13 protein-coding genes are annotated in these 13636 nt (G+C 53.1%); 6 read left to right on the top strand and 7 right to left on the bottom strand.

Annotated elements, in window-relative coordinates:
• Nucleotides 1-16 precede the first annotated feature (16 nt).
• Both G462_RS0120520 and G462_RS23610 read right to left on the bottom strand, forming a co-directional pair.
• On the bottom strand, nucleotides 17-1225 hold the full coding sequence (locus tag G462_RS0120520; protein WP_026960636.1) for a TonB-dependent receptor: 1209 nt from the start codon (nucleotides 1223-1225) through the stop codon (nucleotides 17-19).
• Entirely contained in the window at nucleotides 1194-1535 is a 342-nt protein-coding gene (locus tag G462_RS23610) for a hypothetical protein (protein ID WP_051326897.1), read from the bottom strand. The genes G462_RS0120520 and G462_RS23610 overlap by 32 nt, the downstream gene beginning before the upstream one ends.
• A 349-nt stretch (nucleotides 1536-1884) precedes the next feature.
• Between G462_RS23610 and G462_RS0120510 the strand changes: the two genes are divergently transcribed.
• The 6 genes from G462_RS0120510 (at nucleotide 1885) to G462_RS0120485 (ending at nucleotide 8572) form a co-directional block, all read left to right on the top strand.
• Complete coding sequence (locus G462_RS0120510) at nucleotides 1885-2628, top strand: YebC/PmpR family DNA-binding transcriptional regulator (RefSeq protein WP_026960635.1); 744 nt, start codon at nucleotides 1885-1887, stop codon at nucleotides 2626-2628.
• Nucleotides 2629-2631: 3 nt separating this feature from the next.
• Nucleotides 2632-3153, top strand: a complete 522-nt coding sequence (ruvC, locus tag G462_RS0120505; protein ID WP_026960634.1) for a crossover junction endodeoxyribonuclease RuvC — start codon at nucleotides 2632-2634, stop codon at nucleotides 3151-3153.
• Nucleotides 3154-3276: 123 nt separating this feature from the next.
• Nucleotides 3277-5634: an endopeptidase La gene (lon, locus tag G462_RS0120500; protein WP_026960633.1), complete on the top strand. Its 2358-nt coding sequence runs from the start codon at nucleotides 3277-3279 to the stop codon at nucleotides 5632-5634.
• Between the two features lie 190 nt (nucleotides 5635-5824).
• Nucleotides 5825-6097 (top strand): nucleoid-associated protein HU-beta, encoded by a 273-nt coding sequence (gene hupB, locus G462_RS0120495; RefSeq protein ID WP_026960632.1) that lies wholly within the window; start codon nucleotides 5825-5827, stop codon nucleotides 6095-6097.
• A gap of 88 nt (nucleotides 6098-6185) precedes the next feature.
• Nucleotides 6186-8063, top strand: a complete 1878-nt coding sequence (locus G462_RS0120490) for a SurA N-terminal domain-containing protein (RefSeq protein WP_026960631.1) — start codon at nucleotides 6186-6188, stop codon at nucleotides 8061-8063.
• A 74-nt stretch (nucleotides 8064-8137) separates the two neighbouring features.
• Entirely contained in the window at nucleotides 8138-8572 is a 435-nt protein-coding gene (locus tag G462_RS0120485; protein ID WP_026960630.1) for a DUF2850 domain-containing protein, read from the top strand.
• A gap of 130 nt (nucleotides 8573-8702) precedes the next feature.
• Here G462_RS0120485 and fabV read toward each other — a convergent pair whose 3' ends face one another.
• The 5 genes from fabV to G462_RS0120460 all read right to left on the bottom strand — a co-directional run bounded on the left by fabV (nucleotide 8703) and on the right by G462_RS0120460 (nucleotide 13634).
• A complete protein-coding gene (fabV, locus tag G462_RS0120480; RefSeq protein WP_026960629.1) occupies nucleotides 8703-9905 on the bottom strand; it encodes an enoyl-ACP reductase FabV in 1203 nt (400 codons plus the stop codon).
• A 112-nt stretch (nucleotides 9906-10017) separates the two neighbouring features.
• Nucleotides 10018-10797: a peptide ABC transporter ATP-binding protein gene (locus G462_RS0120475; RefSeq protein ID WP_026960628.1), complete on the bottom strand. Its 780-nt coding sequence runs from the start codon at nucleotides 10795-10797 to the stop codon at nucleotides 10018-10020.
• Nucleotides 10797-11798: a peptide ABC transporter ATP-binding protein gene (locus G462_RS0120470; RefSeq protein ID WP_026960627.1), complete on the bottom strand. Its 1002-nt coding sequence runs from the start codon at nucleotides 11796-11798 to the stop codon at nucleotides 10797-10799. The genes G462_RS0120475 and G462_RS0120470 overlap by 1 nt, the downstream gene beginning before the upstream one ends.
• Nucleotides 11798-12685: an ABC transporter permease subunit gene (locus G462_RS0120465; protein ID WP_026960626.1), complete on the bottom strand. Its 888-nt coding sequence runs from the start codon at nucleotides 12683-12685 to the stop codon at nucleotides 11798-11800. Before G462_RS0120465 ends, G462_RS0120470 begins: the two co-directional genes overlap by 1 nt.
• Nucleotides 12672-13634, bottom strand: a complete 963-nt coding sequence (locus tag G462_RS0120460) for an ABC transporter permease (RefSeq protein WP_026960625.1) — start codon at nucleotides 13632-13634, stop codon at nucleotides 12672-12674. The genes G462_RS0120465 and G462_RS0120460 overlap by 14 nt, the downstream gene beginning before the upstream one ends.
• Nucleotides 13635-13636: the final 2 nt, after the last annotated feature.

The raw sequence follows: 13636 nt of genomic DNA, 5'->3' as shown, positions 1-13636 counted from the left end.
GATAGCTCCTTATCCGCTAGAAACGATAACTCAGCTCTAACGCAAACATGCGCCAGTGACGCTCTGGGTTGTATGTGGAAGAGACTGGAGGTAAATCGTTAACCGGCGGCAGCGTCGAGGTTCCCGTCAACCAGTGGTGCTCAAGGCGCACCAACAAGTCGTTGGTAGGCTGCCAACTCGCGCCAATAACTACATCATGTAAGTCCTTCAAGTTTCGTGGAATATCGCTTTCGGTAAAGTGTACTCGGTCATAGCGCAACAGCACCTGCCACTGAGGATGAACATAGGCGACACCTTGCAGGTAGAAGGCTTGCATGTCGGTACTGCCATCAAATGCCGGGGTGACAAAACCGCCTAGAGGCGAGCTACTCTTGCCATAGGTGCCCCCTTCGCGGAAGGTTAGTTCACTGGTGATCTCAAAGTAGCGCTGGGAGTACTGCACCGACAACAGGTATTGGTCAGTATCGAAATAGAAATCAACTGGCACTGGGGCAAATTGTGTTTCTGAAATAGGCAGCGGAATTACGATCTCATCTTTGAGGCTAAGCTTTAATCGACGATAGTCAAAGCCAAACAACCACGCGCTACTTGGCCGGTAGCGCAGACCAATGCTGGTGTTCCAATCTGCCTCAAACTCGCCACTTTGCTCGGGGCCAAAGAAACGGCGGCTGAAACTTTCATCTAAAGGCTCTTTGCCCACGGATGCAGAAAACGTGATCTCTTGGTTACTCTCCGTCCAGTAACTGAGATTGAAGCGCACGCCATCGGCACGCAGGTTCTGTTCGCGAAAGATATTGTGGTAGATCGACTGGGGCATAATGATGCTAGGGCGCGTGAACGGGATATCACGGGTCGCACCATAGATCCCATTGGACAGTTTAAAGCGGCCCAATTGCACGTTGGCTGACCACGACTCCGTTTCGGCCAACTGGGTAGTGAGATTGAGGTAATCAATCTCCAAGCCCGACTCAAACCAATCGCCGCTCTCTCTGGCGATGACCAAGCCACTTACTGAGAAGTAGCGATTCAAGTACCAGTAGCCGTGAAGTCCGGCTTCTAGTAGCGGGCCACTGTCGCCGCTGTCGTAGCCGTAGAAACTGTTATCTGATACGTCCAAGTAGGCGGCAGACAGAAAACCACCCCAGCTAAACTGCTGTTCAGCTCTGGCTATACCTGTACCCATGCTGAGTAGGCTAATCAATAGCAAACAGCGTGATACTTTCATCACTTACCTCCGAATCGATGTAGCCAATGGCGTTGGGGTGGGTAAGAACGTAATCGAGAAGCTGTTTACGACTGCGCGCCACAATGGGAGCAATTGCACTACCGGTGTAGATTTGACGCTCCCATATTCGGTTTAGTTGATAAGGAAACAGGTCCAAGGTATCCAGACAAAAACGCTCATGCAGGATGTCGTTTTGTGGTAGCACCACAATCTGGATGGGCGAGCCGTTGGGCCATGACTTTTGCTTGAGTGAAAAGATGTTCTTTATATGTCGCTCGGTGAGTGCAACACTGTTCAGGCTGTTGGTCACAACCCAAAGGCCACTGGTTGCGTGAGCTACCGTTGAGAGTGTTTGAAGCACTAATAAAAACAAGCCGGAGATGAGGACCGACCTTAGCGTACTTCTTCGCGACCAGCGCGTTATTATGCGTCCTTGCCTGCAAACCACAATGTATGACGTCCTTGCCACTGTGTATTGTTTATTAACACTATAGCGTAGCTTTTACGGCTGTCTGGTCTAATTACCCGTAAATAGGTGGTTTTTTCTGTGAGCCAAGGTCCGGTGCTGGAAGAGACTTATGATATAGTCGCGCCAAAAGACCGCGCACCTTACGTCTGACATAAGGAGTAACGACGGTCTACGTTCTACAGGAGAATATATGGCCGGACATAGTAAATGGGCGAACATTAAGCACCGCAAAGCCGCCCAAGATGCCAAGCGCGGCAAGATTTTTACCAAACTGATTCGCGAACTTACCGTTGCTGCCCGAGAAGGAGGCTCAGATGCCGACGCCAATCCTCGCTTGCGTGCAGCGATAGACAAGGCTTTATCGAGCAATATGACGCGCGACACCATCACCCGCGCGATCCAACGTGGTGCCGGTGAGCTTGAAGGCCAACAGCTGGAAACGGTTATCTACGAGGGCTACGGCCCGGGAGGTACCGCGGTGCTGGTCGAGACCATGACCGATAATCGCAACCGCACCGTATCCGGCGTGCGCCATGCCTTCTCTAAAAGTGGTGGTAACCTGGGAACAGACGGCAGTGTCGCGTACTTATTCTCGAAAAAAGGGGTGATTAGCTTTGCCCCCGGCATTGATGAAGAACAGCTCATGGAGCTAGCCCTAGAAGCGGGCGCTGAAGATGTGCTCGCCCATGAGGATGGTAGCGTAGATGTGCACACCGAGCCCGCAGAGTTTGGTGCGGTAAAAGATGCGCTGGATGCCGCTGGCTTTGAGTCGGTCAATGCCGAGGTGACCATGCTGCCTTCGACCTTTGCTGAACTCGATGCCGATACGGCCCCCAAGCTGTTGCGCTTAATCGACATGCTCGAAGACGATGATGATGTGCAGGAGGTCTATCACAACGGCCAGATCTCTGATGAGTTGGCAGAGAGCCTATAAGACGTGAGTATTATTCTAGGTATTGATCCCGGTTCGCGACTCACCGGCTACGGCGTGATCAGATTGACAGCTCGCGGCGTTGAGTATTTGGGAAGCGGTTGTATTCGGATTCAAGAGAAAGAGCTGCCGGCGAGGCTTAAACATGTCTACGCCGGCGTCAGTGAGATCATCACCCAGTTTAGCCCCGATGAGTTTGCCATTGAGCAGGTGTTTATGGCGCGCAATGCCGACTCGGCCTTGAAGCTCGGCCAAGCCCGTGGTGCGGCGATTGTGGCAGGGGTGAACGCCGAGTTGCCAGTGGCGGAGTATTCTGCCCGGCAAATCAAGCAAGCGGTGGTTGGCAAGGGTGGGGCAGACAAGACTCAGGTGCAGGCCATGGTGATGCATTTGCTGAATTTGTCTGCGAAACCTCAAGCGGATGCGGCCGATGCGTTGGCGGTTGCCTTGTGTCATTGCCACACCCAGCAGAGTTTAATCCGCATGGCGGGTAAGGTTACTGGTACGGTTCGGCGTCGTTTACGCTGAGTCTTGCGGAAAAACTAGGCAGTTGATGGCGAAATCAAAAAATATCGACACTCGTCGATTGAATCCTCAACGCGAGCCCCAATATACTGATTCAAGATGATTAACTAAGGTGAAGAGGAAGACATGACCTTAGAGCGTTCCGAGCGTTTTGAAATCCCCGTATTACCATTGCGCGATGTGGTTGTTTATCCGCATATGGTTATTCCGCTGTTTGTAGGCCGTGAGAAGTCGATTCGTTGCTTAGAAAATGCAATGTCTCAGGACAAACAGGTACTGCTCGTAGCGCAAAAGGATGCCAGCAATGACGATCCTCAAGTCGAGGACCTCTACGAAGTCGGCACCGTCGCCAATATTTTGCAGCTACTTAAACTGCCTGATGGCACCGTTAAGGTGTTGGTGGAAGGTAGCCAGCGAGCCCGCTTGGAAGAGTTTGTTGATCACGACGAATTTTACGTAGCCCAAGCGCAGTACCTGCTTTCTGATTTGCCCGATGAGCGCGAACAGGAAGTGATGGTGCGCTCGGCCATCAACCAGTTTGAAGGCTATATCAAGCTTAATAAGAAGATCCCACCAGAGGTGCTCACCTCGGTTTCCGGCATCGACGATGCAGCGCGCCTGGCCGATACCATGGCCGCGCACATGCCACTCAAGCTTGAAGACAAGCAATCGGTGCTGGAGATCGCCAGTGTAACCGAGCGTCTCGAATACCTGATGGCGATGATGGAGTCTGAGATTGACCTGTTGCACGTGGAGAAGAAAATCCGCGGCCGGGTGAAAAAGCAGATGGAGAAGAGCCAGCGCGAGTACTACCTGAATGAGCAAATGAAGGCCATTCAGAAAGAGCTTGGTGAGATGGACGAAGGCCAGGATGAGTTTGAGCAACTGACCAAACGCATCGAAGAAGCCAAGATGCCCGAAGAGGCCAAAGAGAAGACTCAGGCCGAACTGAACAAGCTGAAGATGATGTCGCCGATGTCAGCTGAAGCTACCGTGGTGCGTAGCTACATCGATTGGATGTTGGGTGTCCCTTGGACTGCTCGCTCGAAGGTGAAGCGCGACTTATCTAAAGCCGAAGAGGTGCTCAACAAAGACCACTACGGCTTAGAGAAAGTGAAAGAGCGCATCCTCGAGTACTTGGCGGTGCAAAATCGTGTGAACAAGCTCAAGGGCCCAATCCTTTGTTTGGTAGGGCCTCCTGGCGTAGGTAAAACCTCGCTGGGCCAGTCTATCGCTAAATCCACCGGCCGCAAGTATGTGCGTATGGCGTTGGGTGGGGTGCGTGATGAGGCAGAGATCCGCGGTCACCGTCGTACCTATATCGGCTCCATGCCGGGCAAACTGATTCAGAAGATGTCTAAGGTGGCGGTGAAAAACCCACTGTTCTTGCTCGATGAGATCGACAAGATGAGCTCAGACATGCGCGGTGATCCAGCATCGGCCCTGCTTGAAGTGCTCGACCCAGAACAAAACAACAGCTTTAACGACCACTACTTGGAAGTGGACTATGACCTGAGCGATGTGATGTTCGTAGCCACCTCTAACTCGATGAATATCCCGGGCCCGTTGCTCGATCGTATGGAAGTGATTCGCCTGTCTGGTTACACCGAAGACGAGAAGCTCAATATTGCTAAGCAGCACCTGATGGCCAAGCAAATCAAGCGTAACGGCCTGAAACCCGGCGAGATAGAGATCCATGACAGTGCGATTATCGGCATCATCCGTTACTACACCCGCGAAGCCGGGGTACGTAGCCTGGAGCGTGAAATCTCCAAGCTATGTCGTAAGGCTGTGAAGAACATCTTGCTGGACAAGTCGATTAAGAAGATCGAAATCAGCCAAGATAACCTGAAAGATTTCTTGGGTGTGCAGCGCTTTGATTACGGCAAGGCCGACGAGAACAACCGCATCGGCATGGTGACCGGTTTGGCGTGGACCGAGGTAGGCGGCGACTTGCTGACTATCGAGACCGCATCGGTACCGGGTAAAGGCAAGCTGACCTACACCGGCTCGCTCGGTGATGTGATGCAGGAGTCGATTCAAGCAGCCATGACCGTAGTACGCTCGCGTGCCGATAAGTGGCGCATCAATGCCGACTTCTACGAGAAGCGTGACATTCACGTTCACGTACCGGAAGGTGCTACGCCAAAAGATGGCCCAAGCGCGGGTATCGCAATGTGTACCGCACTGGTTTCTAGCTTAACTGGCAATCCGGTGAAAGCCGACGTGGCGATGACCGGCGAGATTACCCTGCGCGGCGAGGTGTTGCCGATCGGAGGTTTGAAAGAAAAACTGTTGGCAGCGCATCGCGGTGGTATCAAAACGGTATTGATTCCACAGGAAAACGAGCGCGATCTGCAGGAGATCCCAGAGAACGTGATTGGCGATCTAAAGATCATTCCAGTGCGTTGGATCGAGCAGGTTTTGGACGTGGCTTTGGAGCAATGTCCCGAGCGCTTCAGCGTTGATTCTGCGAAATCTTGAGTCAAAGCAAATAATTTAAACGTGTTTGTTACCTAAGGCTTGCAAGCCCATAGCAAGGGCTATAAGTTAGCCCTTGCAGGGATAGATTTGATGGACTTTCCGGTAAAGGCTAACTTAGCGGTCGTATAAGACCCACGTTTAGGGATCGACCTGCGGTAACACAAAGGAATAACTAAAAGAGGAATACAAAGTGAATAAAGCTCAACTCGTAGACAAGATTGCAGAAGGTGCAGATATCTCTAAAGCTGCTGCTGGTCGCGCGCTAGATTCTCTAATCGAAGCGGTAGCAGACTCTCTGAAAGAAGGCGATAGCGTAGCACTGGTTGGTTTTGGTACTTTCCAAGTTAAAGAACGCTCTGCGCGCACTGGTCGCAACCCTCAGACCGGTCAAGAAATTCAAATTGCTGCGGCAAACGTTCCATCTTTCAAAGCTGGAAAGGCGTTAAAAGACGCTGTTAACTAATTTTAGCTGTGGGCTAACCACAGTCTCTCAAGGCGCATCACCCGGTGCGCCTTTTCGTAAGTCATCGTTGTAAAAGAGTGAACTAAGCATGTTGGAAAAGTTCCGAGAAGGAAGCCAAGGTACGGCTGCCAAGGTTATCCTCGGTCTGGTTATCCTGTCGTTTGCCCTTGCCGGTGTTGGTAGCTACGTAGCCACACCCCAAGAGCCTTTAGCTGCCAAGATCAATGGCGAGGAGATCAGCCGCGCTGAATTCGATCAAGCCTATCAAAATGAGCGCGCCCGTATGGAAGCGCAGTTTGGTGAAACCTTCAATCACTTTGCCAGTGACCCGGCTTACATGGCTCAGTTCCGTCGCAACGTGCTTGACCGCATGATCAACGAGCGACTGATTGACCAAGCGGCGAATCGCTTGGGAGTACGTGCCAGTGACGCACAAGTGCGCGCGGCCATCCGCAGCATGCCAGAGTTTCAGGTTGACGGGGAGTTCGATACCGAGCGCTACCAATCGGCCATTTTCCGCGCTGGCTACCAACACCATCAGTTCCGTGAGCTGATCCGTGGTGACCTGAGCCGTCAGCAACTGCAATTCGCTCTGCTAGGCAGTGAATTCGCCTTGCCTGCCGAAGCCCGCCAACTGCTGCAACTGAACGAGCAAAAGCGCGACGTTAGCAGCGTAACCCTGAGCCTGAGCAAGTTCCGCAGTGAAGACCCGATCGACGATGCGCGTTTGGAAGAGTACTACCAGCAACGCAAAGACAGCCTGCTGTCTGACGAAGCCGTAGACCTTCAGTACATCTTGGTCGACGGCGACGCGCTGGTTGACGCTATCGAAGTGACTGAAGCACAAATCGAAGAGCAGTATCAGGCAACCAAGAATAACTACGTTCAAGCTGAGAAGCGTCGTGTTGCACATATCCTGTTCACTGGCGATGACGCGCAAGCGCGTGCCGAAGAGGTTCTGGTTAAGTTGGCCGCTGGCGAAGAGTTCGCAGCCTTGGCCGAAAGCGAGTCAGACGACACCTTCAGTGGCCAAAATGGCGGTGAGCTTGACTGGTTCGAACGTGGTGTGATGGACCCTGCTTTTGAAGATGCCGCCTTTGCCTTAAGCGAAGATGATGCAACAAGCGCTGCGGTTGAGTCTGCCTTTGGTGTGCACATCATCAAGCTACTCGAGGTGCAAGCCGAACAAGCATCGCCACTGGACGAGGTTAAAGACGAAATCCGTGAGCAACTGGCTAAGCGTTTGGCAACTGATAACTACTACCAGCAGGCACAGCAACTAAGTGAGTTGGCGTTTGAGCTGCCAGATTCACTGGATGAGGTTGCTGGCGAAACCGGCCTTGAGCTTATCACTGTTGACGGCTTTACCCGCGCAAATGCCCAAGGCGAGTTGGCGAGCCCAATTGTGTTTAATCAGGTGTTTGACCGCGACTTTATCGCCGAAGGCCTGAACAGCGAAGCCTTACAACTGACTGATACCAAGTCCTTGGTCGTTCGCGTCAACAAGTTCCACCCAGCAGAAGTGAAGCCACTGAGCGAAGTGAAAGAGCAGTTGATCGAAGAGCTGCGCATCGACGATGCAGAGCAAGCCGCCCAAGAGTTTGCTGCTGAGCTGGTTGAACTGTTAGCAAGCGAGCAGGATTTGGCTGAGCTGCTGGCAAGCAAATCGCTGAGCTTGGAAGAGAACACCGGTTTGACTCGTACCTCGGTAGATTATGAGCCTGCGGTAATGAACCATATCTTCTCTATGGCCAAGCCGATTGATAGCGCGGTAGTCAGCCAAGCTAGCAGCATGACCGGCGATATCATCGTGCTAAAGCTAAACAGCGTGACCGATGCCGAGTACGTGAGTGAGACTCAGCTAGACGAGTGGTTAGGCCGTCTTTCTGATAGCAAGCTAGACTCAGGTATGCGCCTGCTAATTGATGTGCTTCGTAACCAAGCGGACATCAAAGAGTTGTTATAATTAGCATTTTAAGTAATCATCAAAAGGGCGCATCACAGCGCCCTTTTTTGTCGCTATCGCTTAGGGAGAAGCAGGTGTTAACAAAACCCAAACTACAGTGGCTGATTGGTGTGGCCTCAACGGTGGTCATTCTCGCGGGCATATACTGGTTCTTTCCGACTTGGCTAGGACTACCAGAGCGGGTGCAGCACAACCCATTGGTGGGGCGCTGGCGATCAGAGGTGGAGTTCTATGGTAAGCGCGAGGTTTTGGAGTTTACTGAGACCGGCCAGATAGAGAACGGCCGCTATGTGGCGACCCAGTTTAAGATTGATGGCAATCGGGTGGCGGTGGTCTCGCCGTCGCGGGAGAACGAGTACGTGGTTGGTCCGAGCGGGGAGATGTTAACGACTTTTTACCCGAGGGTGGGAAAGGTGATCTTCCACAAGATTGTTGCCAGTGGCTCGGCGCCGAAGGCTGAGCTGGATGACAGTGTGGACCTGTTTACGCCCAGCTCTGATAATCAATAGCTACGATAACCAATAGCTCAGAGTGTCACTAGGTCAGAAGGCTCGTAGGATAGAACAGCCCTCGCATATAACATCCCACTCATAGAAAACCCGCAGCTAGCTGCGGGTTTAGCGTGACTTGATTTTCGAACTACAGAGATTCTGGTGCGAAGTCGACTTCAGGGTTCACGTCAGCTTCGTAGTCGATGCCTTCGATACCAAAGCCAAATAGCTTCAAGAACTCGTCTTTGTACTGGGCGTAGTCAGTCAGCTCTTTCAGATTGTCGGTGGTGATGGTTGGCCACAGCCCTACACAAGCGTTTTGAATATCTTCTCGCAACTCCCAATCGTCTAGGCGCAGGCGGTTGGCCTCGTCCACTTCTGCAGCGGCCTTATCTTCACGGTAGAGTTGCTGGCTGAACATACGGTAGATCTGTTCCATACAGCCCTCGTGCAGGCCCTGCTCACGCATCAGCTTAAATACCATTGAGATGTACAGTGGCATCACCGGGATCGCCGAGCTGGCTTGGGTGACCACACTCTTAAGCACCGCCACGTTGGCGCTACCGCCTTTGGCTTGTAGGCGCTGGTTGAGAGCAGTAGATGCGCGGTCCAGGTCCATCTTGGCTTTACCTAGCGCGCCTTCCCAGTAGATAGGCCAGGTAATCGAGGTGCCGATATAGCTGTAGGCGACAGTTTTGCAGCCTTCCGCCAATACGCCCGCTTTGTCGAGCGCATCGATCCATAGCTCCCAGTCCTCACCACCCATTACGGTGACAGTGTCTTGGATCTCTTGCTCGGTGGCTGGTTCTACTGACGCCTCGATGATGGTGTCTTTATTGGTATCAACGGCGGTAGCGGTATACACATCGCCGATAGGTTTAAGGCTAGAGCGGATCAGCTCGCCACTGTCTGGGTGTTTACGCACAGGGGATGCCAGAGAGTAGACCACCATATCCACTTGACCAAGGTCTTGCTTGATCAGCTCAATCGCTTTTTGCTTGGCCTCATGGGAGAAGGCATCACCATTGATGCTCTTGGCGTACAGGCCAGCCTCGTTGGCCGCGCGGTCAAACTCAGCGGCGTTGTACCAACCAGCAGTGCCTGGCTTTTTAGCGGTGCCGGGCTTTTCGAAGAACACACCGATGGTTGCAGCATCTGAGCCAAAGGCAGCAGCGATACGCGAGGAGAGTCCGTAGCCACTAGAAGAGCCTACAACCAGCACCTTTTTCGGGCCATTGCCGATCTTGCCTTGTGCCTTGGTGTAGGCAATCTGCTCTTGAACATTGGCGGCACAGCCCACGGGATGGGTCGTGGTACAGATAAAGCCACGAATACGAGGTTTGATAATCATTACTTGTCCTTAACCTGAGGTGGCCGCTTGGGCCTCCAATCATCTTGTTGGCGATTCTAGCATGCTTACCGGAGATATCAGCAAAATGCCTGTCTGATCAGAGCAGTAGCGGCTATTTTCTGAACTCGCTGCGATAGGCTTGTAGCAGGCGTTGGCTAAGTTCGTGTTGAGGTTCGTTAAACAGATCTTCAGTGGGGCGATACTCCACTGCACGGCCACGCTGCATGACTAGCACGCTGTCGCTGATGTGGCGCACCAAGGCTAAGTCGTTAGACACAAACACGTAGCTAATGGCGAAATTGCGTTGTAGCTCGAGTAGCAGGTTGACGATTTGCGAGCGCACGGAGATATCCAGAGCGGCGATACTCTCGTCGATGATGATGATTTTGGGGCTTAAGATCACTGCTCGCGCTAAAGATACCCGCTGTTTTTGCCCATTGGAGAGCATCTGCGGATAGAACTCGGCATGTTCTTCTAGCAGGCCTACGGTGCGCAGCACAGATGCGATCTTCTGTTTGCGTTCCTGCTCGTTCATTTTTGTGTTCAACACCAAGGGGGCGGATAGGATCCGTCCAATCGGCAGGCGCGGGTTGAGCGAGCTATCGGGATCTTGGAAGATCATCCGCACCAAGCGACAGCGGCGGGTGTAATCACCAAAACGTAGCGCTTCGCCATTAACGAAGATATCGCCCTTGGTGGGCTTATTGATGCCAGCCAGCAGTTTGGCCAGAGAAGACTTGCCTGAGCCGGTCTCACCGATGATTGCCAAGGTTTCGCCTGCGTCTAGCTCAAAGCTGACATCATCAATTGCCTTGACCTTCTTACGCCCCAACCAGCCGGAGTGGACGTGGATGTCTTGGCTAAGGTGGCGAACGATTAACTGACTAGCCACTAGCCATTCTCCTTCTGCTGGAAATTATTGGGGTGATGGCAGGCATATAAATGGCCTTTAAACTTTTTGAGCTGCGGCTGCACCACACACTCGCGCTGCGCTTTTGGACAACGCGGCCCAAGGCGGCAGCCAATGGGCAGATGCTGCAAGGCTGGGATAGCCCCGGGCAGGGTAGGTAGCTTGGCTTTTTTCTCCAAGTCGCGGTTGTGGGTAGGCATGGCATCAAGCAGCGCGCCGGTGTAGGGATGATAGGGCTGACCGAGCACCTGATCGTAGCGTCCCGACTCCACGATATGGCCACAGTAGATAACGCTGATGGTGTCAGCGAGATCGGCTAGTGTGTGCAAGTCATGGGTAATCAGCAAGATGGCGGTATTGTTCAGCTTGTTGAGCTTGTGCAGTAGCCGCAGGATCTGATTGGCAGTGGTGGCTTCCATGGCGGTGGTGGGCTCATCGGCCACCAATACCTTCGGCTGCGAGGCAATCGCCATGGCAATCATCACCTTTTGGCACAATCCATCGGAGAGTTCATAGGGAAAGCTCTGCATAACTGCGCGGTGGTCTTTGATGCCCACCTTGTGCAGCAGTGCCTCCGCTTGGCGCTTGCGCCATTGGAAGCGTCGCCAAAAACCACCCTTTACCTTGGAAAGCGGGATTGCCTGCTCAATCTGCTTGCCGACCTCGACCGATGGGTCTAGACACGAGCTTGGTTCCTGGAAAATCATCGCGATATCATTTTTGAGGATTTTCCGGCGTTGGCTGGGCGACAGCGAGAGCAGGTCTTGGTCGCCGAGGCGCATCCGATCTGCGCGAACTCGCCAGCTTGGTTTAGTCACCCCCAACAAGGCCTTGGCAATCAGGCTTTTACCTGAGCCAGATTCGCCCACCAAAGCTTTAATCTCGCCCTCGGCCAAGGTCAGACTCACCTTGTCCACCGCTTTTACGGTGCCAGTGGGGGTGTCAATCTCGATGGTGAGGTTGCGAATATCAATCAGTGCCATTAGTCCACTCCCTCACTCAAGGCCTTGCGAACACCATCGCTCACCACATTAACGCTCAGTGTGCACAGCATGATGGTTAAACCGGGCAGGGAGATGGTCCAAGGGGCAACAAACAACAGATCGCGCGATTGACCAATCATGGCGCCAAGCTCTGGCAGCGGCGCTTGGGCGCCAATACCGATAAAGCCCATCGCAGTGATGTACAGGATGGCGTTGGTATAACAGCGGGTCAGCTGCATGACAATCGAATCGCTGATGTTTGGCAGCACGCCGTAGCGCAGAATACGCAGGTTGGTGGCGCCATCAAGGCGCACCGCAGTGACATACTCTTTTTGCATCTCGCTTGATACCGCGATATAGGTGAAGCGAATAAACTGGGGGATTTGCGCCAAGGTAATCGCGATCAGGGTGTTTCCTAGGCCCGGGCCAAGATAGGCCACAATCATGATGGCAATCAGCAGAGTGGGGATAGACAGCGCGGTATCCATCAAGTGGTGCAGCACACTGGCTTTGATGCCACGACTCATCCCAGAGAAGATCCCCAGCGGCAGGCCAATCGCCACCGCAATAAGCGTAACGAAAGTGGCGCCGCCAACGGTGAGCTGCACGCCATAGATCAGCCGGCTAAGAATATCGCGGCCCAAACCATCGGTACCGAGAAAGTGGTCCACCGAGCCGTTGGAGTGCCAGGAAGGTGGCTGGAATAGACTTTGACCTTGAAACTCCAAGGCGTAGGGCGCAATAAACGGAGCAAACAGCGTAATCACTAGAAACAGGGCGAACACCCAGAAGCCGATCACCGCAAAGGTGTTCTTCTGAAAGCGCAGTAGCACCTTTTGTGCGTTGCTGGGGGTGATGTCTTCGGTAAATATCTTAGCGTAGGGCATACACTTCTCTGCGGCGCAAGGGGTGGATCAGGGCGGTAAATAAATCCGTCACCACGAAGGTGGTGATCACCAGCGTGGCGATGACGAGCATGCCGCCTTGAATGGCCACATAATCTTCGAAGTAGATACTGTTAATCAGCCAGCGACCAATCCCAGGCCAAGCGAATACCATCTCTAGCACCATCCCTGCGGTGAGTACGCTACCAAACTGCAAGCCTAAGCCTGGCAAGATTGGTGGCAAGGCATTGTGCAGCACATGGCGTAGCACGATGCTCAGTTTGGACTTACCCATGGTGGCAGCCGCCTTAACATAGTTTTGCTCCATGACTTTCGCAGTGGAGGTCGTTAAGTGTCTGACTAGCTCGGTGGTGGGAATGACCGACAGCACAATACCCGGCAACACAATATGGCTGAGCACGCTGTACATAGCCGGCCAGCGCTGACTCTCAGGCAGCCAGAACACGTCGAGCATGGCAAAGCCGGTGTGCTGAGGGATCTCTAACAATAGATCGTAGCGCCCGGAAATTGGGAACCAGCCTTGCAGTGACACCACGCTCATCATCAGCGGCAGTGGCAACCAAAAAACTGGAATGCTTTGGGTAATCAGGGTGCCGGCGTTAATAAACTTACCCAGAGGGCGTTGCTGGTAGACACCTGCCAAGGTACCAATTGGCACGCCGACGACAAACGAGATTGCGAACGCCACGATACACAGCTCGAGGGTCGCGGGCAGATAGCGCAGTACCTCTTCCGCAACCGGCTTACCGCTTACCACCGAGATGCCAAGGTCACCGCGCAGGTTCGCACCGACAAAGCGCCAGTATTCAGCCAACCACAGATTCGGTGACAGGTTGGCGTCGTGGGTGGGTTGAAACAGAAAGGCGATAAGGTTGATCACCAAGAAGGTGATGATCAACAGGTTCATACGCCGGATAAAGTAATGCAGCATGG

Source organism: Aliagarivorans taiwanensis DSM 22990, from assembly GCF_000429505.1.
Classification (GTDB): Bacteria; Pseudomonadota; Gammaproteobacteria; order Enterobacterales; family Celerinatantimonadaceae; genus Aliagarivorans; species Aliagarivorans taiwanensis.
The sequence above is the reverse complement of the archived record's forward strand: the minus strand, read 5'-3'. Positions and strand labels throughout refer to the sequence as shown.

Bases quoted from the DNA above. Each gene is read 5' to 3' on its own strand.
- G462_RS0120520 (WP_026960636.1), bottom strand. From the start codon at position 1,225: ATGAAAGTATCACGCTGTTTGCTATTGATTAGCCTACTCAGCATGGGT.
- G462_RS0120510 (WP_026960635.1), top strand. From the start codon at position 1,885: ATGGCCGGACATAGTAAATGGGCGAACATTAAGCACCGCAAAGCCGCC.
- lon (WP_026960633.1), top strand. From the start codon at position 3,277: ATGACCTTAGAGCGTTCCGAGCGTTTTGAAATCCCCGTATTACCATTG.
- G462_RS0120490 (WP_026960631.1), top strand. From the start codon at position 6,186: ATGTTGGAAAAGTTCCGAGAAGGAAGCCAAGGTACGGCTGCCAAGGTT.
- fabV (WP_026960629.1), bottom strand. From the start codon at position 9,905: ATGATTATCAAACCTCGTATTCGTGGCTTTATCTGTACCACGACCCAT.
- G462_RS0120470 (WP_026960627.1), bottom strand. From the start codon at position 11,798: ATGGCACTGATTGATATTCGCAACCTCACCATCGAGATTGACACCCCC.
- G462_RS0120465 (WP_026960626.1), bottom strand. From the start codon at position 12,685: ATGCCCTACGCTAAGATATTTACCGAAGACATCACCCCCAGCAACGCA.
- G462_RS0120460 (WP_026960625.1), bottom strand. From the start codon at position 13,634: ATGCTGCATTACTTTATCCGGCGTATGAACCTGTTGATCATCACCTTC.